The following is a 25,072-nucleotide window of genomic DNA, read 5'->3' as shown; positions in this document are numbered from 1 at the left end:
GAGAAACCTAGTTTGACTAAGCACGTACACATCGCCATCTGCGGCGCCGGGCCGGTCGGCCAGGCGCTGGCCCTGATGCTGCAGCAGCAAGGCTATGCGGCCAGCGACATCTTACTGCTAGACGCCAAAACCGCAGAGCAAGCCAGAGCGGATGCGCGTTCGATTGCGCTCTCATATGGTAGTAAGCAGATCCTGCGCGCGCTACATGCCTGGCCGATCGCCGCCACCGCGATTACGCAAATCCACGTCTCGCGCCGCGCCCACTTTGGCCGCAGCCTGATCAAGGCCGCTGATTACGCTTTACCTGCGCTGGGCTATGTGGCGCGCTACGGCGACATCGTGACAGCGCTACAAAATTTAATTCAACAGCGCGGCATAGCCCTACAAAGACCAGTACAGGTAAGCGCGCTAGAAGAGCAGGCTGATCTGGTCGAACTAACGCTCGCTGACGGCAGCAAGATCACGGCCGATCTGGTAATACAGGCAGAAGGCGGCACTTTCAGCGCGCAACAGCAGCTGCCGCAAAAAGCGGGTGGCCGCCATCACGACTACCAGCAGACTGCAGTGATCGCTCACATCATCAGCGACACGCCGATCGCCGGGCGCGCCTTCGAGCGCTTCACTGATCAAGGACCGCTGGCCTTACTGCCGCAAGAAGACGGCTACGCGCTAGTCTGGTGCATGCGACCGGACAACGCGCAAACCATACTGGCGCTAGACGATAGCGCTTTCATAAGCGCATTGCAAACAGCCTTTGGCGGCCGCCTAGGCAAGTTTATCAAAGCCTCGCGCCGACACGCCTACCCGCTAGGACTGATGGCCCAGGAAACAGCCCCAACATCGGCCAAGACACGCAACGTCAAAATAGGCAACGCCGCCCAGACCCTGCATCCAGTAGCTGGCCAAGGCTTAAATCTAGGCTTGCGCGACGCCGTAGTACTAGCAAAATGTCTGGCCGCGCAACTCAATACGCAAGGCCATTGCCAGTCGCCCGCGCTGGCGATCAGCGACTTCATCAGCCAAAGGCAGAGCGATCGCAGCGCCACCATCAAGATCACCGATAGCATGGCAAGAATTTTTGCAAGCAGCCCCGATGGCGCCCTCAGCCAAAGCCTACTAGGTTTGGGACTTACTGCGATTGATCTATTCACACCGGCAAAAAAATTGCTGGCCGAACAGATGATGTACGGCTGGCGTTAAAATTTAAGCGCGTAAAAAACCACAAGGCAAAGGCCTAAGGCGCATATCCCATGCGGCTTGCAGGCCAGGCAGGCTGGACAGGCGCATGGAATATGCGCGCTGGCAGCATGCGTTTTTGCAATCGACAGAAGTGCTTAGCCATCTCAATCAGACGGACGTAAAAAAAGCCTGAAAAATCAGGCTTTTTTATTCTGCGCATTCGTCCCAGTATTACTCTTCGTAGACTTTAAAACGCGGATCATCTGGATCGATAGACAAGATGCCTTGCGCTTCTTCTTTCATCTGGGTCTCTTGCGAGCGCTGCTCGGACTGACGTTTTTCTGCCAGATAGGCATAAATCGCAATCACCAATTCCTGGCAACCTTCGTGGGTCAAGGCTGAAATCTCAAATACCGGCCCTTTCCAGGCGAAGCGTTTGACGAAATCCTTGACACGTTTTTTGCGCTCTTCCGGGCTCAGAATGTCGAGCTTATTCAAGACCAACCAGCGCGGTTTCTCGAACAGCGATTCATCATACTTGCGCAGTTCTTTGACCAGCGCCTTATTGTCTTTGACCGGATCGACGCCTTCATCGAAAGGTGCCAGATCGACGATGTGCAACAGTAAACCGGTACGCTGCAAATGCTTCAAAAATTGTACGCCCAAGCCTACGCCATCGGCCGCACCTTCGATCAGACCAGGAATATCGGCAATCACGAAACTCTTTTCGTGACTGACGCGTACCATACCCAGGTTCGGATGCAGGGTGGTAAACGGGTAATCGGCAATCTTAGGACGGGCGTTCGAGACCGCAGTAATGAAAGTCGATTTACCGGCATTCGGCAAACCTAACAGACCGACGTCGGCCAATACTTTCAATTCCAATTTTAATTCGCGGCGTTCGCCTTCCTTACCATCACCACGCTGACGCGGTGCACGGTTAGTCGAAGATTTAAAATGGATATTACCCCAACCACCTTCACCGCCCTTCACCAGCACCACTTCCTGACCATGCTCGGTCAGATCGGCAATCGGCTCATCGGTATTGCGGTCAACAATTAAAGTGCCTACCGGCATGCGCAACATGATATTGTCCGCGCCCTTGCCGTAGCAATCGGCACCGCGACCATTTTCACCATTCTTGGCTTTATGTAACTTGGCATAACGAAAATCGACCAGGGTATTAATGTTGCGATCGGCTACCGCGATAATACTACCGCCCTTGCCGCCATCGCCACCGTCTGGACCACCAAATGGTCGGAATTTTTCACGACAGAAGGAGGCGACGCCGTTACCGCCATCACCTGCAATGACTTCAATTCTTGCTTCGTCGATAAATTTCATGTTTGCCACCTAAACAATAGAGCTTTACAGCTTTAAGACCAGAGCCAAGTAAAGAATCGAGCGCGCTGCGCAGCGCAATTCCTCGTAATATCTCTTGGAGACCAGTGAATACGATAGACAGACCACAAAGCTATTTGCCGTGCAGCGAATGCGCGCACCAAGCAAAAACTATTTTGCATCTATCCTGATTTTTTTATTTTATAGTACAAATTAAAAAGGCTCCACCAACGGCAGAGCCTTTTTATATACGGGCTTGCGCCTTACTAAGTGCTTAAGCGGCTACAACTGCAGCTGCTGCAACAACAGTAACGTATTGACGCTTAGCAGCGCCCTTGATTGCAAATTGTACTTTGCCTGGTGTCAGCGCGAACAAAGTGTGATCTTTGCCCATACCGACGTTTTCACCAGCGTGAACGCGTGTGCCGCGTTGACGAATGATGATACCGCCAGCATTGATAGACTGACCGCCGTAAACTTTAACGCCGAGTCGTTTTGACTCTGAGTCACGGCCGTTGCGCGTGGTGCCGCCGCCTTTTTTGTGTGCCATTTATTAGCTCCTTGAAAATCAGGTGAGTAAATTGCTTTATCGACGGATTAACCGTTGATAGAAACAATCTGCAGTTCAGTGTAGTTTTGGCGATGGCCTTGACGCTTCTGGTAATGCTTACGACGACGCATTTTGAAAATGCGAACCTTGTCGTGGCGTCCGTGATCAATCACCTTAACCAGCACCGTAGCACCTGCGACCAATGGAGTACCAACTTTAATGGTATCTCCCTCGCCCATGGCGAGTACTTGATCTATGGTGAGTTCGGAGCCAATGTCTGCAGGTATCTGTTCTACTTTAAGTTTTTCACCAGCGACAACTTTATATTGTTTGCCACCGGTTTTTATGACCGCGTACATGTGAAACCTCATCAAATAAATATAGGGATTTTCTCTCGCTTTAAAAAAGCTGCACAAGAAAGCGGGAGAACCGCGGATTATACATAGGCTTGGCGCTGCCGTCAAAACTATTTGCGTATTTTTTCAGCAGCCCCTGGCGCTAAGGGGCAGGCGTGGCGGCGCTACTTAAGTCGACCGCATCTCTGCGTGCCGCCCGAATTGCTTTCCATACATCAATACTGCGCCATGCAGGCGCACTTAGTTGCAGATCCCATAAAGCAATTCCCACGCCTAACGCCTGCGTTTCCTGCACGTGAGGGATTAAACCATCCCCCAAGCCGCCCTTACCCCAGGCACCCAGCCAAGTTGGCATGCCCATCAAGATTTGCTCGGGCAGATAGCCAGCTTTACGCGCATACGCCAATTGCCAGCTATATTTAAACAGCGCGGCACCGCCCTCACAGACCGGCTTGCCTTTGGGAGTAAACGTGGCATCACTGCCTTCGTACAGATCTTCGTAACCCATACTGTGAATAGCGTCTATATGTCCCAGCCAATCGGCCCACCAGCGCATGTTCGGTGCATTCGCGCAAGGACTATGGAAACTATCGATAGTCAACAACTTAGCGCGCGCCTTGAGCGGCACTGCGAGTTGCTTGACAAACTTGGCATACGCGGCTCGGTCAGCATCCAGCGCGCCCTCGCCCTCCAGATCCAAATCGATGCCATCAAGCTGATATTTATCCATCTCCGCCACTAGCGCAGCAACAAAGGCGTTACGCTGAGCGCCGAAAGCACGCCTTGCCAAGCGCCAATCCCATTGATTCCTGACTTGGGAATTATTGTAAACCGTCAAAAATACTTTAATGTTGCGATGCCGCGCCCAATCACGGAAGCGCAGCACATCGGCAGCGCTAACCAATTGCCCCTGCTTATTCACCGGGGCGAAGACCAGAGAACGCCCGTCAGGACTAGGATTCCAGAATTGCAAACCTATGCGTGTCAAGCCCTTGCCTATCTCGGCTTGCGATGTGAGCGCCTCGATTGCGGCCTCCATGCCGTAAGCCGGCACCCACCCCATCACCTGGATGGAAGTGTCCGCCGCGCGGCCATTTACACAAAACAACAGGCTAAGCAACGTCAGCAGCAGGGATAAATTTAAGCGCACATTGACCTCGATATCATCGCAAAAAAAGAGCCATTGTTGACGCTAAAACTGCCATTTGCAATGCATATCGACTGGTCTGCCTACTCTTGGATAATTATCGAATTAGTACACTATGAAACAGAATAAATTGGTCTGCTGCCTGCGTCTAAGCTGCAAATGCAACTTTCAAACTGATTTTAAAAAGCCTCTATCTGGAAACCCAATACCCATGCGGGTCTCCGAGGCGAGTGCTTGCAGACCCGCATGGATACTGCGCAGCTGAGCATGCCGCATTTTTAATTACGCCACATCTGCCTGAATCAATCGAATCGGCAAAATTTGACTTAAACCAGCACATCGGCGCGCCATTTCCCGCAAATCGCATTGCAACATCGTATAATCGCGCTATCTTGAATTTTTTGCAGGTTCGCCCTTGTCTGCCATTAGCCCACAAAACAGCATCACAGAATTTATCGCCCCAGAAATGGCCGCTGTAAATCATGTCATCCGTCAACAACTTCACTCCGAAGTTCCGCTCGTAAACCAGATCGCTGAATACATTATCAGCGCGGGTGGCAAGCGTATCCGGCCAGTGTTGGTCCTGCTGATGGCCAACGCTTACCAGTATCAAGGCAGCCGTCATCATGAATTGGCGGCCATCGTCGAGTTCATCCACACCGCCACTTTACTGCACGATGATGTAGTCGATGAGTCCTCGTTACGGCGTGGGCGCCAGACCGCCAATGCCCTGTTCGGCAATGCCGCCTCGGTCCTGGTCGGTGATTTTTTGTACTCACGCGCTTTCCAGATGATGGTCGGCATCAACAGCATGCATGTCATGCAAATTCTCGCGGATGCAACCAATGTGATTGCCGAAGGCGAAGTCTTGCAATTGCTAAATATGCACGACCCCGATGTCTCGGAAGAACGCTATTTACAAGTGATACGCTCTAAAACCGCCAAACTATTCGAAGCCGCCGCGCAAATCGGCGCCCTGATCGCGGGTGCGAATATTGAGCAGATTGAGGCCGCGGCCGAGTATGGTCGCTCGCTCGGTACCGCTTTCCAACTGATAGACGACGCGCTGGACTACTCGGGCAACGCGGAAGAAATAGGTAAAAACGTGGGAGATGATTTGCGCGAAGGCAAACCTACCCTACCTTTAATTTACCTGATGAAGCACGGTACTGACGAGCAAAGAAACTTAGTGCGTGCCTGCATAGAGCAAGGCGACGAATCAAAATTTGAAGCTATCTTGGCGGCCATCACCAATTCTGGCGCGCTTAACTACACTAAAGAAGAAGCCAGCAAAGCGGCTTTGCGTGCCACCAACTCGATCGCCAGTCTTGCAGAAAGTCCCTACAAGCAAGCTTTACTGACACTGGCTAGTTTTGCGGTAGACCGTAACCACTAAACTAAAATACCCTGCTAGATGCGGCACGGAAATTTTATTAATATTATTTCTTATGACGCTGGCTTAAACATCGTATCTAACTGGGTGGAAGTATCTGCGTCAATAGGATGAGCTTGCTCTCATCCTATTTCTCCATGAGTGAAACTGCCCCGATCGCAATCCATCGCTACGCTCGTTTTTTCTCATCGTCTGCGCGAAAATCGAGTCAAAATTATTAAAACGACTTCGCCGAAACGCATTGCCCCCCAACCTTATATTGCGAAGCTTGCTGACACTTACCCGAGCACCGATCCGGTTGGTGAGTTTATTTGTAAATGCATTGTTACAAGTGTTCAGGGAAGTATTCAATGAAAACTATGGGCAACACATATTGCCAGAGCGGCAGCGCTCTATAATCCTAGAGAGTGCAAGCTCATTCTGCAGCAATAGATGTATTTACTCAGTTACAATATTTTCAGGCAAATCGCGAAAAATTAGGTATCATCGTCAACGCAAATGGCGAAGCACAAGGCGTATTGACACTGTAAGACATTCTTAGGCGAAAGATAGGCAATTTACCACCTTGACCTGCGGTGATACGCACGCAGCTTCCTTGGCCTTGAATGCGAAACAAGAATCTGCCGGTTGCATGCGAATTTTACGCTGGGCGACATCAACAAGCGTTTGCAACAGCACCTCCCCTTGCTTACCCCAAAAACGTGGGATACTCTTCTATTGAGATATTTGCAATATATTCCAGAGGCGCAGATTAAGCTTAATTTGAATGACTGCATTATTGAGGTGTTGGAAGTGCGAAATCTCCCCATTTAGGTGGTGAAACTGATACGAAACCCAGATTTGCCATTAGTAAAATAGTTTATTTATAAGAACATCGCTATACTGTAAATTAGGATAATCGCGGCACACCGCAATACAATAGTTTTGCACTGTGTTCTATTCCGAAGTAAAGTTTGATTCAATAAATACTTACATTCAAAAGACCCTATGTCTGCTGTTTCACCAAATTCTGCTGCCCAAGCTTCTACCTCATCGGGCCTCGCTAGGGCGCTGATACAGGCCAATGTATTATCATTGGCGCAAATCGATCCTATCCACAAAAAATCATTGGTCGAAAAAAGTCACTTTGTCGACGGTTTGCTCCAAAGTGGCTTAATCAATGCTCGCGATCTGGCGACGTTTTGCTCGGAAACCTTTGGTTACCCTTTGGTGGATTTGGCGGTGTTTAATGAAAGCATGCTGCCTGAAAAAATTGTCAACGTAAAACTCATGCAAGCACAACGCATGGTGGCCTTGGCGAAAAAGGGCAATAAAATTTCACTGGCGATCTCCGACCCAACCAATACCAATGCCTTAGATCAAATCAAATTCCAGACTGGACTGGGAATAGAATTGGTGATCGTTCAGCACGATATTCTCCTCAAATTACTAGAAAAGCTGAGCAAAACCTCTGAACAAAGCATTGCAGATTTAGCCGGTGATGACTACAACATCGAGTTTAATGAAGAGGACATGAGCTCGGGTGTCCCGGATACACAAGTAAGCGAAGTCGATGACGCACCGGTAGTTAAATTTTTACAGAAGATGTTAATTGACGCGATTAATATGGGCGCCTCAGATTTACATTTTGAACCTTTCGAAAAATTTTACCGGATACGTTTTCGGGTTGACGGTGAGCTGAGGGAAATTGTCCAGCCGCCCATCGCGATTAAGGACAAACTAGTTTCGCGTATCAAAGTTATTTCTAAATTGGATATTTCGGAAAAGCGTGTACCACAAGATGGCCGCATGAAACTGACCTTGTCGCCAACCAAAGCTATCGACTTCCGGGTCAGCGTACTGCCGACCTTGTTCGGCGAAAAAATAGTTATGCGTATCCTCGATGGATCGCAAGCCCAAATGGGTATTGATGCTCTTGGCTATGATCCGGATCAAAAAGCCATACTAATGGATGCGATTCAAAGACCTTACGGCATGGTCTTGGTCACAGGACCGACTGGCTCAGGAAAAACGGTCTCTCTATATACGTGCTTAAACGTTATAAATAAGCCTGGTATAAATATCTCAACGGCAGAAGATCCTGCCGAGATTAACCTACCAGGTGTGAATCAAGTCAATATCAATGATAGAGCAGGTCTGACCTTTCCAGTCGCACTCAAGGCGTTTTTACGCCAGGATCCTGACATTATCATGGTCGGTGAGATTCGCGATCTGGAAACGGCTGACATAGCAATTAAAGCCGCGCAAACAGGTCACATGGTATTTTCCACCTTGCATACCAATGATGCGCCGTCGACCTTGACCCGTCTGATGAATATGGGGGTCGCACCTTTTAATATTGCCTCCTCAGTCATTTTGATCACGGCACAGAGGTTGACACGTCGACTTTGCACCTGCAAAAAGCCGGTTGATATTTTAGATGAGGTTTTGTTGCAAGCCGGCTTCAAGGAAAATGAACTCGATGGCAGTTGGAAGCCCTATGGCCCAGTTGGTTGCGAGCGCTGTAGCGGTAGCGGCTACAAAGGCAGGGTTGGCATTTATCAGATCATGCCAATTACCGAAGCAATAGAACGCATCATTCTGGCCAATGGCTCTTCACTTGAGATCAAAAAGCAATCGGAAAAAGAGGGCGTCAGGGGACTAAGACAATCCGGCCTACAAAAAGTAAAGCAAGGTGCTACTAGCTTAGAAGAAGTACTAGGTTGCACCAACGACTAAAGTGACAGGAATAGTGACATGGCAACGACACAAAAAAAATCGGTTAAATTAGCACAAGTAAAAGAGCAATTGTATGCCTGGGAAGGCAAAGACAAAATGGGAAAAACCGTGCGCGGTGAGTTGCGCGCGGGAGGGGAGGCGATCGTCAATGCAACTTTACGACGTCAAGGTATCCTAGTCAGCAAGGTTAAGAAAAAAAGTTATAGTACTGGAAAAAAAATAACTGACAAAGACATCACTTTATTTACTCGCCAATTGGCAACGATGATGAAGGCAGGCGTACCACTATTGCAATCTTTCGATATCGTAGGTAAAGGTCACTCCAATCCATCCGTATCTAAATTATTACAAGACATACGTGCTGACGTAGAAACTGGCAGCAGTCTGAATCAAGCATTTCGGAAATACCCTCTTTATTTTGATCCACTGTTTTGTAATTTGGTCGGCGCTGGTGAGCAGGCAGGTATCTTGGAAGACTTACTGACTCGTTTAGCCATTTACAAAGAAAAAACCTTAATGATTAAGGCTAAAATTAAATCGGCACTCACTTATCCAATTGCGATTCTCTCTGTCGCATTTATTGTCACCGCTGTCATTATGATTTGGGTGGTTCCTGCGTTTAAAGAAGTGTTTTCCAGCTTTGGCGCAGAACTCCCTGGGCCAACTCTGGTAGTAATGGCCATTTCAGATTTTTTTGTTTCAAACTGGTATTTTATTTTTGGTGGTTTGTTTGGCGCAATTTACTTCTTTATGCACACGTGGAAGCGCTCGCTCAATATGCAGCGTTTCATGGATAGAATATTATTGCAAGCACCTATCTTTGGTGATGTGATACGTAAAGCAACGATTGCTCGCTGGACACGTACCCTGGCAACCATGTTTGCCGCTGGCGTTCCCTTGGTGGAGGCATTGGATTCCGTCGGGGGAGCAGCCGGTAATGCGGTCTACCTAGATGCAACCGTTAAAATACAGACCGAAGTAACCACTGGCACCAGTCTCACCGTTGCCATGCAAAATGCAAATGTATTTCCCAATATGGTGACACAAATGGTCTCTATCGGTGAGGAGTCTGGATCGCTCGACGCGATGTTAGGCAAAGTAGCCGATTTTTACGAAGAGGAAGTAGATGACGCGGTCTCCAACTTAGCCAGCCTTATGGAACCTATGATTATGGCGATACTCGGCGTGATTATTGGTGGTTTGGTGGTTGCGCTTTATCTCCCTATCTTTAAATTAGGCTCGGTGGTTTGATGCAAGATGTATTTTTATTTGCAGCGCCAGGAAATCTCCTGGCGACTGCTTTCACCGCGATGATTGGCTTGCTTATTGGTAGTTTTTTAAATGTAGTCATACATAGAATTCCCAAAATGATGCAAAGGGAATCGGATAACTATGTGGCGATAGAAAGCGGTAAAGAACTGGTACATACGGATACCTACAATCTGATGTTGCCGCGCTCTGCTTGTCCGCATTGCGGCCATCAAATTACCGCGCTGGAAAACATTCCGGTACTCAGCTATCTATTCATTCGAGGAAAATGCACAGGATGTAAAGCCCCTATTTCCCCTCGCTATCCGCTGGTGGAACTACTGACCGGTGCTTTATCTGGCTACATGGTCTGGCGTTTTGGTAGTGGCTTAGTCGGCATGGGGGCAGTGTTTTTTGTCTGGCTACTGATAGCAATGACTTTCATCGATGCCGATACTCAATTATTACCGGATGATTTGACCTATCTCTTATTATGGTCTGGACTACTCATCAATCTGAATGGCAGCTTCACTTCGCTATCTAGTGCAGTTATCGGTGCGGCGGCGGGCTATCTTTCCCTATGGTCGATTTACTGGTTGTTTAAATTAGCGACGGGTAAAGAAGGTATGGGTTACGGTGATTTTAAGCTGCTGGCGGCGCTTGGTGCCTGGATGGGCTGGAGTATGCTTCCCATTATCATATTATTGTCCTCATTAGTCGGTGCGCTAGTCGGCATTTCATTAATGCTATTCACCAAAATGAGTAAGAATAAACCTATACCTTTTGGTCCCTATTTAGCGGCCGCTGGCTTGATTGCTCTAATATGGGGGCAACAATTGTCGCAAACCTATTTTGGTTTGATGGCCTGATGACTTTGGCAGCATTTACGCTTGGGTTAACAGGCGGCATCGGTAGCGGCAAATCGACTGTCGCTGACATGTTTGCCGAACTCGGTGCTGGCCTGATCGATACTGACTTAATCGCGCATCAAATTACCGCGCCCAATGGTATCGCAATGCCGGCAATAGGGAAGGAATTCGGATCTGAATTCATCCTCGATTCGGGTGCGATGAATAGGCAAAAGATGCGTGAGCACGTTTTTAGTCGGCCTGATGAGAAAAGTAAGCTGGAACAAATACTTCACCCCTTGATACGGGCGGCCACAGAATCTGCAGCAAAAGATACGGCTGGTAGCTACCTGATTTTTGTGGTGCCCCTGCTAATCGAATCTGGCACCTGGCGACAAAGAGTCAGCCGTATCTTGCTAGTAGATTGCCCAGAAGAGACGCAGATAGAGAGAGTCATACACAGAAATGGCATGACAAGAGCGCAGGTAGTGGCCATCATGCAGGCTCAGGCAAGTCGAGAGCAAAGACTGCAGGCGGCCGATGATGTGATCTTCAACGAAGGAAATTTAGACGAAATTCGCAAGCAAGTGAGTGTCTTACATAGAAAATATCTTCTTTATTCAAAGTAACTAATACAAATCGCAAGCAATGTTTGTAATTTTGCTCAGCTTGGTTCAGAATCACGTGAAACTTAAGTTAGCATTATTTTTACAGGGATATTATTTTGATTGTTTACGAATACCCTTTTAACGAGCGTATTCGCACGTTATTGCGATTGGAAGATCTGTACGAAAAATTTTCATTTTTCTTACATCAGTCAGACCCGATGCAGCATCACGTCGCCCTCGCCACCATTTTCGAAATGCTGGAAGTCGCTGGTCGTGCCGACCTGAAATCAGATTTATTGCAAGAGCTCGAACGTCAAAAACACACCTTAATTAGCTTCAAGTCCAATCCCAATGTGCAAGCGGATATGCTCGATCGCATACTCGAAGATGTAGACAGGGTCAGTAGCGCATTGATGGCCTGCACAGGAAAAACTGGGCAGAGCATACGCGACAATGAATGGCTGATGAGCATACGTGGTCGCACCATCATTCCTGGCGGCGCTTGCGAATTTGACCTGCCTAGCTATCACGCTTGGCAAAAAAACTCGGCAGAAAAGCGTTTTGCCGACATTTCTATGTGGTTTGCGCCGATAGCTCCCTTATTTGATGCCATCAATGTAGTGCTGCGCTTGCTGCGTGAGTCTGGTGTTACCACTAAAGTATTTGCACAATCAGGTAGTTACCAGCAAATGTTACAGGGAAAAATGTATCAATTATTACGCGTAACCCTACAACAAGAGCTCAATGTCATTCCTGAAATTTCAGCGAATAAATACATGCTCTGGATACGTTACATGTCGCAAGGCGGCGATATGAAGCCAAAAGCCTTTGACGGTGATATTGCGTTTGATCTTACTCTGTGTAATTTCTAATTTTCATTCTTATTTTTGATTTTTTATTTTCATGGCTACCATCGTTGATTGCCCGACTTGCGGCGCTAAAGTTACCTGGGGCGAAGTAAGCCCGTTCCGTCCGTTTTGTTCGAATCGCTGCAAGCAAATTGACTTAGGCGCTTGGGCGGAAGAAAAATACACAATACCGGCAGTGAACCTACCAGAAGATCCAGAATCAGGAATTGATGGCGATCCTGCCTAAGCGGCAGCGCTAACGCAGCGATCTGGCTGATTAGCGCTTTTGCGGTATCCCGTGTTTGCGCAATTTGGCCGCAATCATAGAGTGGGAGGTGTCTAGGCGTGACGCCAATTTTCTGCTCGAAGGAAACTGCGGATACAGTTTTTCTAGCAAAGCTGATTCAAAAGCGTTCACCGACAATTCCCAACTTTCGGCGGCATCCAGATGCACCTCTTCGGCACTAATACTCCCCTCGGCCCAGTCTAAATCTGCGGCATCGAGTATGCGCTGATCCGACATAGTAATCGCTCGGAATACCACGTTTTGCAACTGCCTTACATTGCCAGGCCAGCGATTCGAAACCAGCGCAGCACAAGCAGAAGAATTGAGTCTGCAAATCGGTTTTTGTGCCTGAGTACAAGCACGCGCTATAAAATGTCTGGCAAGCAGCAAAATGTCATCTGGGCGCTCGCGTAGTGCCGGCATTTCAAGATGCAAGACATTCAGGCGATAAAACAAATCCTCCCTGAACGCACCTTCTTGCACCATCTTGCGCAGGTTACGGTGAGTGGCGCTGATGATGCGCACATTCACCTTGACCTCCTTATCACCGCCGATACGCCGGAATTTTCCATCATTTAGAAAGCGCAGCAATTTCGCCTGCAGATACATGGACATCTCGCCAATTTCATCCAGAAACACAGTGCCGCCATCGGCCATTTCTATCAAGCCTGGCTTACCACCGCGCTGCGCACCGGTAAACGCTCCCGCCATATATCCAAACAATTCGCTCTCGGCCAAACTCTCGGGTAAGGCCGCGCAATTTAGCTCCAGAAACGGCGCAGCACTGCGACTACTACTGCCATGACAGGCCTGCGCCAGCAATTCTTTTCCGGTGCCAGTCTCACCAGTGATCAGCAAGGGTGCATCGACCACCGCGACGCGCGCAGCACGTATTTTTAAAGAACGAATTTGTTCGGATTCACCAATAATCAAGTGAAAACCGCTACCCTCAGAATGCTGGATCGCATGTAAACGCTCGCCTATGCGCTTAGGCGCGTGCAAGGTCAGCAGCGCACCGACGGCCTGTCCCAGACTCGCCTGACCATCTGAAAACGGCTCGGATACGGCAGTCACATCCATTAAGAAGGGTTCGCCATTCATGATGACTTCGCGCGAGGCGACCCGAAAGCCATTGCTGATCAATTCGTCTTGGATAGCGCCATCTTCCAGCAATTCTTTCAGGGTTTTGCGGCACAAGGCCTCTTCGCTGATACCCACGACCGCGGCGGCGGCGGCGTTGGCGATCACCACGCGGCCCAGCGCATCAATCGCGATCACCGGGTCTTCCATGACGGCCATCATGGTGTCGAGATTTAAACGCCTGCGTATGCCGGGTAAAATATCCAAGACCTCGATTTGACCAACTCCAGCCAATTGATCGCAGTCTTGCTGCAATGACGGCAGCATGGCCACACTCAACTCTGGGATGTCGATATAGATGTTCGGTGGATCGACTTCAACCGCCAACACATTCAATCCACGCCGCGCCAATACTGCCAAAATTTCATGCGCGATCCCGACCCTATCGGTGAATTGTATGTTGACGCGCATCGCTAGGCTTTCAAATCAAAATGACTCAGGCATGTACGCACGCGGTCGCGCGTTATGACTACGAAAACTAGTCACTGATGCCAAGCCCCGTAAGCGGCTCAAATCAAATTGCTCTAGCTGTTGCAAGACCGCACGATTGACCGTCATTTTGACCTGCATCATGAGCAAATCCACACTGTTTTGGCTAGCACTACGGATTTTAGCCGCCAACTGAGGACTAGACTCAAACTCAGCACCAGCGGCCGATGCAAGAGCTGCGGCTTGCTCCGCCGCAGCAGCTACAGCCTTGGCTAAAGCACGCTCCTCTGCCAGACAAAAACAGCGATAGATATCAGCCAGAGTAATGATTCCGTTACAGCCACGGCAGTGCCAGGCATCTTTTTCCTTGGCGTCACGCGCCACCAAGCCATCCTTGCTCAGGGTCGCCAGTATCGAACGTATCAGTCGCGGGGTTTTACCGGTAGCCTGCACCAGACTTGCGATGTTGGCAGTGCGCGGCATCACCATCACGATCTGCGCCAGCAATTCTATGGCGGTATAAAACCGCATATTCAAACTAGGATCGGCAAAAATCTCTGTGCTTGAAAGTAATTGCTCGCGCTCGATCAGCTTCATGCTTGCAACTCGCTGGAAAGGATAATCGGACGGTTCACACTACCATATCTATCCATGAACAAGCCTTCGGTAGAAATCGCCGGGCGTTTGCCAGAGACCACGTCGGCGATAAACTGGCCAGAGCCGCAAGCCATGGTCCAACCCAAGGTGCCGTGTCCGGTATTCAGGAACAAATTACGGTATGGTGTAGGTCCTACGATAGGTGTACCATCTGGCGTCATAGGCCGTAAGCCAGTCCAGAATTCGGCTTTTTCTATATCACCGCCATTCGGGAATAAATCAGTCACAGAATGCACCAGCGTTTCTTTGCGAGCGGCACGCAGATCGAGGTTGTAGCCAGTAATTTCAGCGGTTCCACCGACCCGTATGCGGTCACCGAGGCGGGTGATCGCCACTTTATAGGTTTCGTCCATGACAGTCGATTCTGGTGCACAATCAGCATCAATAATCGGCACCGTGATCGAATATCCCTTGATCGGATACACAGGGATTTTAATGCCTAATTCACGCAGCAAGATAGGCGAATAACTGCCCAGGGCCAGCACAAAACTGTCGGCAGTCACATCACCAATCGAGGTTTTCACTGAACTGATTTTATCGCCGTTGGCGACTAATTTTTCTATGCTGACGCCATATTTAAACTTGACGCCCAAGCCCTCGGCCAACTGCGCCAGACTTTGGGTAAATTTAAAACAATCGCCAGTCTCGTCGCCAGGCAAACGCAAGGCGCCGACAAACTTATGCTGCACATGTTTTAACGCTGGCTCGACCTTTAAGCAAGCCGCTTTATCTAATAATTCGTAAGGTACGCCGTAACGTTCCAGAATCGCGATATCGGTCGCTGCCGCATCGAGCTGCTTTTGATCGCGGAATAATTGCAGCGTGCCCTGAGTGCGCTCATCGTAATGAATGCCGGTATCGCTACGCAATTGCTGCAACACATCGCGGCTGTATTCAGCCATGCGCAACATGCGGCCCTTGTTGATCTCGTAGCGTTTGGTGGTGCAATTCATCAGCATCTGCGTCACCCAACGCCACATCTGCGGATCCAGACTAGGGCGTATCGCTAAAGGGCTGTGGCGCATCATCAGCCACTTGATCGCTTTCAGAGGGATGCCAGGGCCGGCCCATGGTGCAGAATAACCGGGCGAGACTTCACCCGCATTGGCGTAACTGGTTTCCAGACCAGGTGCCGGTTGGCGCTCCAGCACCGTGACTTCATGCCCCGTCTTGGCCAAATAATAAGCCGATGCTGTACCAATCACGCCTGCGCCTAAAATAACGATCTTCATTTTTCTTGCTCCTAAGAACGACTTAAAGTCGTGGTATTTTTATTCTTAATTAATTTAATATTTGTGCTGGCTAAAACCAAATCGCGCTTACGCCACCTCAAGTAACTTCGCCCACATAGCGACGCTGATAACGCGCCCCCAGACTAGTCAAGATCTCATAGCCTATGGTGCCAGCGCGTGCCGCCACCTGATCCACAGTATTGTTGGCGGAGATCAGATCAACCAAACTACCTGCCTGCAAGTGTTCCAGCGGCACCTGGCTAACATCTAAGGTGATCGTATCCATAGAGACATTGCCCACCATAGGAGCCTCAACACCAGCAATATGCGCCACCCCGCGGTTACTCAGACTACGCAACCAACCATCGGCATAACCGACCGCCACCGTTGCAATCCGGCTAGGCTGGGCACTTTGCCAGGTCAGGCTATAGCCAACCCCGGTTCCAGGCGCCAGCTCACGGGTTTGTATGATGGCACCTTGCAAACGCACTACCGCTTGCATAGGATTGGCAGCACCAGCCACTGGCGCTACGCCATACAAAGCGGCACCAGGGCGCGCCAGATCAAAATGAAACTCGGCACCTAAAAATATACCCGAAGAATTCGCCAGGCTGGCACCGCAACCAGGAAATTGTGCGCGCAGCGCCTTGAACGCTGCTAATTGCTTTTGATTCATAGGATGCGCCTGATCTTCCGCGCAGGCCAAGTGACTCATCAAATAACGCACATCTATACCACGTAAAGCATCCGTATCAGCCAGCAATCCCTGTACTTCCTGACCCGACAAACCCATGCGCGACATTCCGGTATCGAATTGCATGATGGCAGGCAAAGCGCTCTGGCGCGCAGCCGCTAAAGAGCTCCAAGCAGCAATTTGTTCGCGGCTGTTTAACACCGGAATACAACGGTGCTCGATAAATTCAGGTTCATAACCACGCGGAGCGCCATGCATCACATAAATCGCAACCGTTTCTGGCACATGCGGGCGCACAGCAATCGCCTCCTCCAGATGCGCCACGAACAAATGTCGACAGCCCTCAGCCACCAAGGCCTGCGACACCGGTAGCACACCCAGGCCATACGCATCCGCTTTGACCGCCGCACCACATAGTGCGCCATCGAGCTTATTCTGTAGCAGGCGATAATTACTTCTGATCGCCCCTAAATCTATCGTTAACAGTGCTCCGGCACGCCCCGCATCTTGCTGCATCTTCGCTCCCCCCATGGTGATCAAGCGCTCAAATTTTTTCATTGTAAAAACTCGCAATAAACAGCGAGTTTGCCTATTCATAGCAAGCAACGTGCCAACAAAATAATAATGAAGCAATTCAAGCACTTAAAAAAAACATGTCGTTTTAGAGTGCATCCTCTGTATTGTTTTCAATACAGAATCCCAAAAAGAACCACGTACCCCCAGAGTATATGTCTATGTCGTCATAAAAACAGTACACTGTATCAATATCATTACAGTGTATTGATATTGATACGAAATAGACCGCTATAGCATCCATCCTATGTAGCGAAAAAATAGCTAGCTCGTTTCCACGAGTATCTGCTCGCCACCCAAAACAGGCATATTAGCCCGCCAAATATTGTCAAAAAAGATGCACATATTACGGACTTGCCCCAGCACGTCCACTGTGGACAACCCGTATTGCTTTATCTATTTATATCGGGAAGCAGACATGACCGCATCCCTGGATGAATCGGCAGGTTTTAAGGCATGCGCAGCTTAAAAGTTTGTGCCATTTTAGATAATTCGCCGCTTTCTCTGAGTCGCGTGAATAAGCTATCGAAGCGCACACGGAGCTGATCGCAGCTAACTTGCTTACAATAGGCAAAATATCCATCCTGACTATCGATGACGTTGGCGACGGCACTAATCTCTCCTGCCAACTCCAGGCTATTTAGCAGTGCCTCGGTATTGCGCACATTGCTTGCTAATACATCGATATGCTTAGCTTTTAGCATTAAGAGGGCATTGCGCAGAGAATTTGCCGACTCTATCTTCAGCGTTTTGCGCTGCTCCTCAAACTGAGCGCCGTATGCCCAGCCATTGATGACACCAACACGCTTGTCCTGCAAGGAAGAATAGCGCCCATCCCATTGAAACTTAGCCAGTTTTAGCGCGTAAAACACCATATCATCACGATAGAATGGCTTCTCGGCAAACACAAAACGAGTCTCCCGTTGCGTCGTTTTATACGGTCCAACCAGTATCTGAGCCTGATTAGCCTCAACCATTTTTTGTGCCCTGGCCCAGGGAAGAATCTGAAAACTGAGCGTATCGCCATTTTGCCTGGCTATGCTACGTAGTATCTCCACGTCTAAACCGGTAAACTCACCGGTCTCATTGCGCTCATAAATCTGTGCGAACTCAGCCCCCACAACTAAAATATCGGCAGCCGAACTAGGCTGAACACCCCAGATCCAACAGGCGACGATGACAAAAGCCTGAAAAGCTACGCGCATATTTCACTCGCTATTTAAGCTAAACATCTGGTTTAGTAGGCTCGCTCCAGCGTCGTGCTGAGTGGGTTTCCGCAAGAGTCATAAACCGCAGTCTATCGGCATTTACCAATTTACAATAGCAGCATTTTCCAGCCAGAAGCGGCGCTTTCAATGCGCACCAGAATCTCGCCGACTTCAAGCCCGCAAGCTTTTAGTGTGGTTCTAGAGAAAGCCTGGTAAGGGAAGGCCTAAATATATAGCCCTAAATGGGGAGTATCTGCATCAATCAAGCGCTTACGCACAGAGAACGTGCGCAATGTAAAAAAAAAGGCGATACTCTCCCCTAGTGTGTATTCGCATCAAATAAGCCACCGACGTGCATAATAAACCTGCCACTTTTCTGCATTTAAAGCGGCCAGCGAATGGCATTTCAAAACAGCCACCAAGTTGCATCAAAAAACCATGCATTTACATTCCAAACCAGCATTTAAATTGAAGATGGCGTCCGATGGGCAACAACAGACTGAAAGGAGACGGTCGCGGCTCGAAAATCTGGTGTCTTAACGTTCGAGCTAAGCTGGCGCCACCCAGCGTGACACGCCGTTGGTGCTCAGCTTGAGCGAGGCGTAAGGCCGCAATTCGCGGAGTTGACATGCATGTGAAGCGTTCTTATCACGCTCAGTATGGACCATTGATCAGGCGCTGCGATAGCCACCAAAGATTGCCGAATTGATCTTTGATGCCGCCTTGTCTGTCCTGGTATGGCATGTTGGCTACGTCCATGATCTTCGTACCCCCAGCGGCGATTGCTCTCTGCATGGATTCATCCGCGTTCTCGACGTAGAGATAGTAGGAAGCTGGCATGGCTGGGAAGCCGTTTGATGCTTCGCTGACCATCACTGTGGAAGTGCCGAGACGAACCTGTGCATTTGCTATTCGATCGCCATTCATGTGGCGGCCAATTTCGATGCCTCCAAGCCCGTGAACGAGGAACTCAATGAAGCGATCTGCACCTTCAACGAAGAAGTAGGGCGTTACGGTATTGAAACCTGGTGGGATAAGCATAGGACCTCCAGTCGAGATATGTGTTGGTGTTGGTTTAATTTTACTTTGCCCCTGACTTATAGGGCTTTTTATCCATTAAAACGTCCTGCTGCCACTTGCTAGGCTTCTTGTCCGTCCGATGAATACACCCTACCCAACAGCATGGCCGCTTCTTTCCGTCGAGCAATTCCTCGACAGCACGAACAATTCGTTTTGTTCTAGTTTTTTCTTGTTTGGCGTCTTCAACCCAGCAAATAAATTCGTTTCGGCCGATTGGTGTCAACTCTTCCCAGATATTTATTACATCTTTTTCAGTTAACGTTCTGGCAAAATCAAAAGGTAATTCGTGTACAAGCCCCCCAGAAATTTTTGATTTCATAAATAAAACCTATCATCAACAGTTTAAAATTTTTTGCTACAAGCTTCCATTCCAGAAAAGCCAAAACTTCAATTTTCAAATTTATAGATTCTGCTTTTGTGATTTTTCCTTTGTGTTTTTACGCTAAGAGTTGACTGCTTAATCCAGACTGTTTGCTGCCGGTCGGCGATGTCCTGTCAACAGCAGGCCAGTGCCCTGAAGAGACATTCGCGATGGCGTAGAAAGGTCAGGCCGCGGGCCGTTACCTACCAACTGACGCATTGGCGCAAGTTTGGAGGGTAATTGTTGGCGCTCGCCAACACCGGCTCACTTTCTCAATTTCCTTCGTACGCGGAACGAACGCGACAAGCAGCTTATGGTTAAGACCCAAGACGAATCTGCAGCACCCTGCAAGGCGCGTAAGACCAGAAATGCCTCGGAGAACCGCGCTATTGTGAAAACCTCGCCGCGAATCCTGTTGTTGGTGGATGACGAATGTGGAATCTTCGCAGCCTTGCAATGCCTGTTACTCCGTGATGGCTATTGCCTCTGACGGCACACTGTACCAAGACGGTCAAAAGATGTTGGGGCGCTGAGAAAACCGGAGACTCTGAAATTTTCGTGGATTAGGGCTTACAATGTGCGGTAGGTTACACCTATCAGGGGTGACGAATAATCCCATCAGCAATTTCATTGTCCAAATTAATTCTATTGCAATTATTCGTTTTTTAGAAGTGCTTTATCGGAAAGCTAATTGCCACAAAATTTAAACTCAAATCGCAACAGACGGCATCAAATATCGTTGCAGCATTAGTTCCGACATTGTTTCAGGTGTTACGGGACGAGAAATAAAATACCCTTGTATTTCATCGCAACACAATGTGCGTAGTATTCCAAGTTGCTCCAACGTTTCCACGCCCTCTGCGACCACTCCCATGTTCAAGGCATGCGCCATTGAGACTATCGCCTTAAAGAAAATTTCACCTTCCCGTGATTTTCCCAGTTCACTAGTAAATACACGATCAATCTTTAATACATCCATTTCTAGTCTCTGCAGTTGCGAGAGCGAAGAATAGCCAGTGCCAAAATCATCGACTAATAGTTTTATACCTAGAGACCTGATGGCGGCTAGCTCTGCAATAATCGCATTGTCCTCGCCCATCATGGCTGATTCAGTAATTTCTACCTCAAGTAATGTCGCATCGATCTCATATTTTTTTAAACAAACATTGAGTTTTTTTTGTAGATCTCCAGCGTGAAATTGTCGAGCAGAGACATTAATCGAGACCGGGACTAATGGTAATTGTTGATTCTTCCAGTCCGATATTTGGGAGCATGCTTTTTCCATAACCATGTCACCAAGAGCAAGGATTAGTCCGGTACTTTCCGCTATTGGGATAAATTCTATTGGAGAAATGAGTCCACGCTCTGGGTGTATCCAGCGGATTAATGCTTCCATGCTGATCATTTCGCCACTTATCGTATTGACGCGTGGTTGGTAATGCAATACGAACTGATTCAACTCAATTGCCTGCACCAGCGCTTGTTCCATTGCAAAACGCGCTTTAATATTTGCATACAATTCAGGTTTGAAAAAATTGTAATGTCCTTTACCAGCTGCCTTGACCGAATACATTGCGATGTCCGCATTCTTCAGTAACGTATCGGTATCGTCGCCATCTCTAGGATAAAGACTGATGCCGATAGACGCACCAATATTATGCTTTTCTCCGCCCAACCAAAAAGGTTGAGAAAACGCTTCGGCTATCCGTTCAGCGACACGTGCTGGCTTACTTTCTCTTTGTACAGGCTCCAAGATGACAACAAATTCATCACCTCCGATACGAATCACGTTGTCGCTTGGACGTAATACCGATTGTAGCCGCGATGCCACCGACTTTAATAGATGGTCGCCCGCTTCGTGTCCTTGCGTGTCGTTTATATTTTTGAACCCATCCAAATCGATAAATAGCAGCGCCAACATATGCTGGGCCGTCTTGGCTCGCGAAATGGCGTGTGGTAGAAAATTCAATAGCCAATGACGGTTGTAAAGCCCAGTGAGCCCATCACTATTGGCTAAGCGCTCGAGATCACGCTCGGATTCTTTCTTTGCACTGATATCTTGTATCGTTACTGCCAATCCAGTACCGGAACGCGCTAGGCGTCGTCTTGCCCACACCATATTCAGAGAACTTTCATCCGGCAATTCGTATTCATCTTCATAAAACCCTGTTTCCATGGCCTTAGAGTAAATATTTAACAATACTTTGAAATAGTTTTCGCCGTTTAGGGAGGATAAGTTGACGCCAATCAATTCTTCGCGATTGAAGCCAAAAAACAATGCACCTCTCGCATTGCAGTCAACTACTTGAAAATCGATGATTTTGCCGCGTAAATCACGTAAGGCATTCATCATATAAAAGCCGTCATCAGTTCCCTCGGTCGCAAGTCGGTATGTATCACTGATTTCTCTGGCTTGATATTTCCTCAATGCAAGTCGGGTAGCCATGGTGGTCGCCACCACGGCGAACAAAAGTAGAAATAAACTGCCCACGATCGCATAGTTTTTACTAACGATCCATCCAGAGCGATTCGCGTCGAGTAATTCTGCTTCAGACAAACCAACCAATGCCTTTAAGGAATAACTTGATAGTTCCTGCCAACCAAGAATGCGGGACTGCTGATCAACGAAAGTGCTCAGGCCGGAGAAAAATTTTGCTCCAGACGATGCACTTGTATTTAATTCTGAGACAAACGCCTGGCCACTGCCTGAATATAAAGTGTCTCCAATCCGGGAAGTCCCTATCTGATCATCGCTGCTAAGCAATGCTAACAAACCCATTTTGCCCAAACTTTGCTGATCGTAGAAAGTCAAAAAATAGGAAGGGTCGATGGATATCACGACTACGCCATCAAACGACTCATCTTGAGCTTCAATTCTTCTGGTAAATTGAATGACTAGCCTGCCAGAGCTATCGATAACTGCAGGTAGCCCTATCTGCATCGCACTTGAATTATTGTTTTTATGAAAATAAAATTGACCGCGTAAAGTTGTATCTTGCCATTTTTCCATAGGAGCTGTTGATGTTACGGGTCGACCTAATTTATCGAGAATTGCCACCACAGCAAACTGCGGTGCGACGAACATTCCCCTTTGCCTTAAGTTCTCTAGACGCAATTTTCCGTGAGAACTTTCCCAATCATATTTGACATTCATACTAATTTGGTCAATTTGCTCGACTGCGCGATTAAGATATTGCGCATAGGCGCGGGACGATAATGTGACGTCCTTTAGCGCATTGGCACGCAAGATTTTTTTGTCTTCATCGATTTTTGAATACAGAACTCCCCACAGTGTTACGGTCAGAATGCCGCAAATCAGTGGCCAGACAATAATAGAGCCTAAGCTCTTTTGTAAAAAATGATAACTTTTTACTTGTATCGACATTTGTACGGTCTACGCAGATAGCAATGAAATTTCATCAGCAAAATTGAATATAAGCTTAGAGAAAAAGTCACCATATCATAGTTCCGTAGGAGATTAGCTCAAAAAAATTCCACTAATTTTAGTATTTAAGCGTTGTAATAGTAAGAATTTTACATGTACACATTTGTAAATTATTATGTGCAAAGTAATACGTCTGTTTCTAGAGGGAAGATTAACAATAAAAATTGTTGATTTTATTTGATCCACAGTGAAGAAAATATATGACCAATGACTATCAGCGCTTTGGAGTACCAACTATTAACATATATGCAGCAAAAAAAATGGCAAAAACCAAATCTTACAAAGTGCACAGTTACGTGCCTAGTCGCAAAGAAGTAGCAAGTTTGAACATAAAAGAACTTACGGAAATTTTGACCGGATGGATGTGTAACAGTCCTACAGAAATAATTCCCAGTCGGACGCAAATTGCGGAAGTGAAGGACATTTTACTAACGAGGCCAGATTTATCTCAATTAACAGGCCTGATCACCATGTGTAATTATTACATAAATGGGGAGTGATCTATATTAGACAGTTTTCCTCTGCCTCCATAAAACCACCGGCACGCTAATCGAGCTGCTAGTTGTTTTTTCCTGTTTTGCGGTTCCCCTCAATACTTCAGGTCTGGAACGATTGTTACTAAACGACCGTGTTCTTAGTATCAAGGTCTGCGACCTGAGCCGGAAGAGCCAGTTGACAGTTAATCGAATGGTTACTTGCTGGCGGACGCGGTCGGTCAGGTGACCGCCCCGACAGTCGCCTTCCGCCCCATATCCGCATTCGAATCAAATCATTGTAATTCCCGAGGAGAGCATTCGGGATCATTCACAGAGTATATGATTGGTCACATAGTCGTTGTGCATCGCATTATTATCTCTTTGCAACAAGACAGAAAATATTGACGTTACAAGTGCGCCGTATTTGCGCGTTTTTACGCAGCAACTAACACCTTAGGCGACCGGAGCGCGCACCGTGCGGCAATATCTTTGAAAATATTGCCGCACAGATGTTTACACCTCTGTTTGTTCCGCAATCTCAAGGGCATCATCAACCTCAATGCCCAAATAACGCACGGTGCTTTCGAGTTTAGTATGGCCAAGCAAAAGCTGCACCGCACGTAAATTTTTTGTCCGGCGATAAATCAAGGTCGCTTTGGTTCGACGCATCGTATGTGTGCCATACGCGACTGGATTTAATCCTATGGAAGTGACCCAAGATTGAACGATCCTTGCATATTGTCGCGTTGAAATATGAACTGATTTTTTTAGCCTACTTTGAAATAGACATTGATCCGGCGTCAGGTGTGCCTTGTTGATCAAAGCTAAAAGTGAGTCCCTGGTCGATTCCGTAATTTCGAATTGAACTGGTACTTTGGTTTTCTTTTGCATGACAATAGCGCGCGACATGATTCTTTGCCCTTGGGCGACATCACAGACGCGTAAATTGACCAGATCACAACCACGCAACTTACTATCGATCGCCAAATTGAACATCGCCAATTCCCGGGTGCGTAGAGCAAGCTGAAGGCGAATTCGGATTGCCCAGATTTCTTTCAGTTTTAAGGGCAATTTTTGACCGACTAATTTTCCTTTGTTCCAAGATGTTTTATGTTCAACTGTGTTTGAGTTCATGACGATTCTCCTTCTTCAAAATAGAGATGATCATTTTGAACTTATTTTGCGATACGAGTGAACGCGCTAAAAAATTAACTCCACCATGGCATGACTTGAAGGCTACCCTAACCGACAAAAC

General features: G+C 47.9%; 21 protein-coding genes. 8 read left to right on the top strand and 13 right to left on the bottom strand.

Features of this window, described 5'->3' with window-relative positions; genetic code table 11:
* The first annotated feature begins 12 nt into the window (after nt 1-12).
* Nucleotides 13-1,200 (top strand): FAD-dependent monooxygenase, encoded by a 1,188-nt coding sequence (locus tag EJN92_RS13660; RefSeq protein ID WP_227869541.1) that lies wholly within the window; start codon nt 13-15, stop codon nt 1,198-1,200.
* A gap of 210 nt (nt 1,201-1,410) precedes the next feature.
* On the opposite strand, the gene obgE is transcribed toward EJN92_RS13660, so the two are convergent.
* The 4 genes from obgE to EJN92_RS13640 all read right to left on the bottom strand — a co-directional run bounded on the left by obgE (nt 1,411) and on the right by EJN92_RS13640 (nt 4,576).
* Nucleotides 1,411-2,523, bottom strand: coding sequence for a GTPase ObgE (obgE, locus tag EJN92_RS13655; protein WP_126128338.1), 1,113 nt, complete (start codon nt 2,521-2,523; stop codon nt 1,411-1,413).
* Between the two features lie 271 nt (nt 2,524-2,794).
* Entirely contained in the window at nt 2,795-3,070 is a 276-nt protein-coding gene (gene rpmA / locus EJN92_RS13650) for a 50S ribosomal protein L27 (RefSeq protein WP_126128337.1), read from the bottom strand.
* Nucleotides 3,071-3,117: 47 nt separating this feature from the next.
* Complete coding sequence (gene rplU / locus EJN92_RS13645; RefSeq protein WP_126128336.1) at nt 3,118-3,429, bottom strand: 50S ribosomal protein L21; 312 nt, start codon at nt 3,427-3,429, stop codon at nt 3,118-3,120.
* A gap of 139 nt (nt 3,430-3,568) precedes the next feature.
* Nucleotides 3,569-4,576: a glycosyl hydrolase family 18 protein gene (locus tag EJN92_RS13640; RefSeq protein WP_126128335.1), complete on the bottom strand. Its 1,008-nt coding sequence runs from the start codon at nt 4,574-4,576 to the stop codon at nt 3,569-3,571.
* Between the two features lie 412 nt (nt 4,577-4,988).
* Here EJN92_RS13640 and ispB point away from each other — a divergent pair, with 412 nt between their 5' ends.
* The 7 genes from ispB to yacG all read left to right on the top strand — a co-directional run bounded on the left by ispB (nt 4,989) and on the right by yacG (nt 12,483).
* Entirely contained in the window at nt 4,989-5,969 is a 981-nt protein-coding gene (ispB, locus tag EJN92_RS13635) for an octaprenyl diphosphate synthase (RefSeq protein ID WP_227869540.1), read from the top strand.
* A 984-nt stretch (nt 5,970-6,953) separates the two neighbouring features.
* Nucleotides 6,954-8,684: a type IV-A pilus assembly ATPase PilB gene (pilB, locus tag EJN92_RS13630; RefSeq protein ID WP_126128334.1), complete on the top strand. Its 1,731-nt coding sequence runs from the start codon at nt 6,954-6,956 to the stop codon at nt 8,682-8,684.
* Between the two features lie 18 nt (nt 8,685-8,702).
* The gene (locus EJN92_RS13625) at nt 8,703-9,935 is read left to right on the top strand and encodes a type II secretion system F family protein (protein WP_126128333.1); all 1,233 of its coding nucleotides are present in this window, start codon (nt 8,703-8,705) and stop codon (nt 9,933-9,935) included.
* Entirely contained in the window at nt 9,935-10,801 is an 867-nt protein-coding gene (locus tag EJN92_RS13620) for a prepilin peptidase (protein WP_126128332.1), read from the top strand. The genes EJN92_RS13625 and EJN92_RS13620 overlap by 1 nt, the downstream gene beginning before the upstream one ends.
* Nucleotides 10,801-11,409, top strand: coding sequence for a dephospho-CoA kinase (coaE, locus tag EJN92_RS13615; RefSeq protein ID WP_126128331.1), 609 nt, complete (start codon nt 10,801-10,803; stop codon nt 11,407-11,409). Before EJN92_RS13620 ends, coaE begins: the two co-directional genes overlap by 1 nt.
* Nucleotides 11,410-11,504: 95 nt before the next feature.
* Nucleotides 11,505-12,260, top strand: coding sequence for a cell division protein ZapD (zapD, locus tag EJN92_RS13610; protein ID WP_126128330.1), 756 nt, complete (start codon nt 11,505-11,507; stop codon nt 12,258-12,260).
* A 31-nt stretch (nt 12,261-12,291) separates the two neighbouring features.
* On the top strand, nt 12,292-12,483 hold the full coding sequence (gene yacG / locus EJN92_RS13605; RefSeq protein WP_126128329.1) for a DNA gyrase inhibitor YacG: 192 nt from the start codon (nt 12,292-12,294) through the stop codon (nt 12,481-12,483).
* A 30-nt stretch (nt 12,484-12,513) separates the two neighbouring features.
* Here yacG and EJN92_RS13600 read toward each other — a convergent pair whose 3' ends face one another.
* The 9 genes from EJN92_RS13600 to EJN92_RS13555 form a co-directional block, all read right to left on the bottom strand.
* Nucleotides 12,514-14,073 (bottom strand): sigma-54-dependent transcriptional regulator, encoded by a 1,560-nt coding sequence (locus EJN92_RS13600; protein ID WP_126128328.1) that lies wholly within the window; start codon nt 14,071-14,073, stop codon nt 12,514-12,516.
* A 15-nt stretch (nt 14,074-14,088) separates the two neighbouring features.
* A complete protein-coding gene (locus EJN92_RS13595; RefSeq protein ID WP_126128327.1) occupies nt 14,089-14,688 on the bottom strand; it encodes a hypothetical protein in 600 nt (199 codons plus the stop codon).
* Nucleotides 14,685-15,980: a D-amino acid dehydrogenase gene (locus EJN92_RS13590; RefSeq protein ID WP_126128326.1), complete on the bottom strand. Its 1,296-nt coding sequence runs from the start codon at nt 15,978-15,980 to the stop codon at nt 14,685-14,687. Before EJN92_RS13590 ends, EJN92_RS13595 begins: the two co-directional genes overlap by 4 nt.
* Before the next feature lie 97 nt (nt 15,981-16,077).
* Nucleotides 16,078-17,232, bottom strand: coding sequence for an alanine racemase (alr, locus tag EJN92_RS13585; protein ID WP_227869539.1), 1,155 nt, complete (start codon nt 17,230-17,232; stop codon nt 16,078-16,080).
* 464 nt (nt 17,233-17,696) lie between these two features.
* Entirely contained in the window at nt 17,697-18,452 is a 756-nt protein-coding gene (locus tag EJN92_RS13580; protein WP_126128325.1) for a substrate-binding periplasmic protein, read from the bottom strand.
* A 657-nt stretch (nt 18,453-19,109) separates the two neighbouring features.
* Nucleotides 19,110-19,496: a VOC family protein gene (locus tag EJN92_RS13575; RefSeq protein WP_126128324.1), complete on the bottom strand. Its 387-nt coding sequence runs from the start codon at nt 19,494-19,496 to the stop codon at nt 19,110-19,112.
* A gap of 40 nt (nt 19,497-19,536) precedes the next feature.
* A complete protein-coding gene (locus EJN92_RS13570) occupies nt 19,537-19,854 on the bottom strand; it encodes a YdeI/OmpD-associated family protein (protein ID WP_126128323.1) in 318 nt (105 codons plus the stop codon).
* Between the two features lie 751 nt (nt 19,855-20,605).
* Nucleotides 20,606-23,281, bottom strand: a complete 2,676-nt coding sequence (locus tag EJN92_RS13565) for a bifunctional diguanylate cyclase/phosphodiesterase (RefSeq protein WP_126128322.1) — start codon at nt 23,279-23,281, stop codon at nt 20,606-20,608.
* A 1,049-nt stretch (nt 23,282-24,330) separates the two neighbouring features.
* On the bottom strand, nt 24,331-24,951 hold the full coding sequence (locus EJN92_RS13555; protein WP_126128321.1) for a tyrosine-type recombinase/integrase: 621 nt from the start codon (nt 24,949-24,951) through the stop codon (nt 24,331-24,333).
* Nucleotides 24,952-25,072: the final 121 nt, after the last annotated feature.

Source organism: Undibacterium parvum (assembly GCF_003955735.1).
Lineage (GTDB): Bacteria > Pseudomonadota > Gammaproteobacteria > Burkholderiales > Burkholderiaceae_D > Undibacterium > Undibacterium parvum.
The sequence above is the reverse complement of the archived record's forward strand: the minus strand, read 5'-3'. Positions and strand labels throughout refer to the sequence as shown.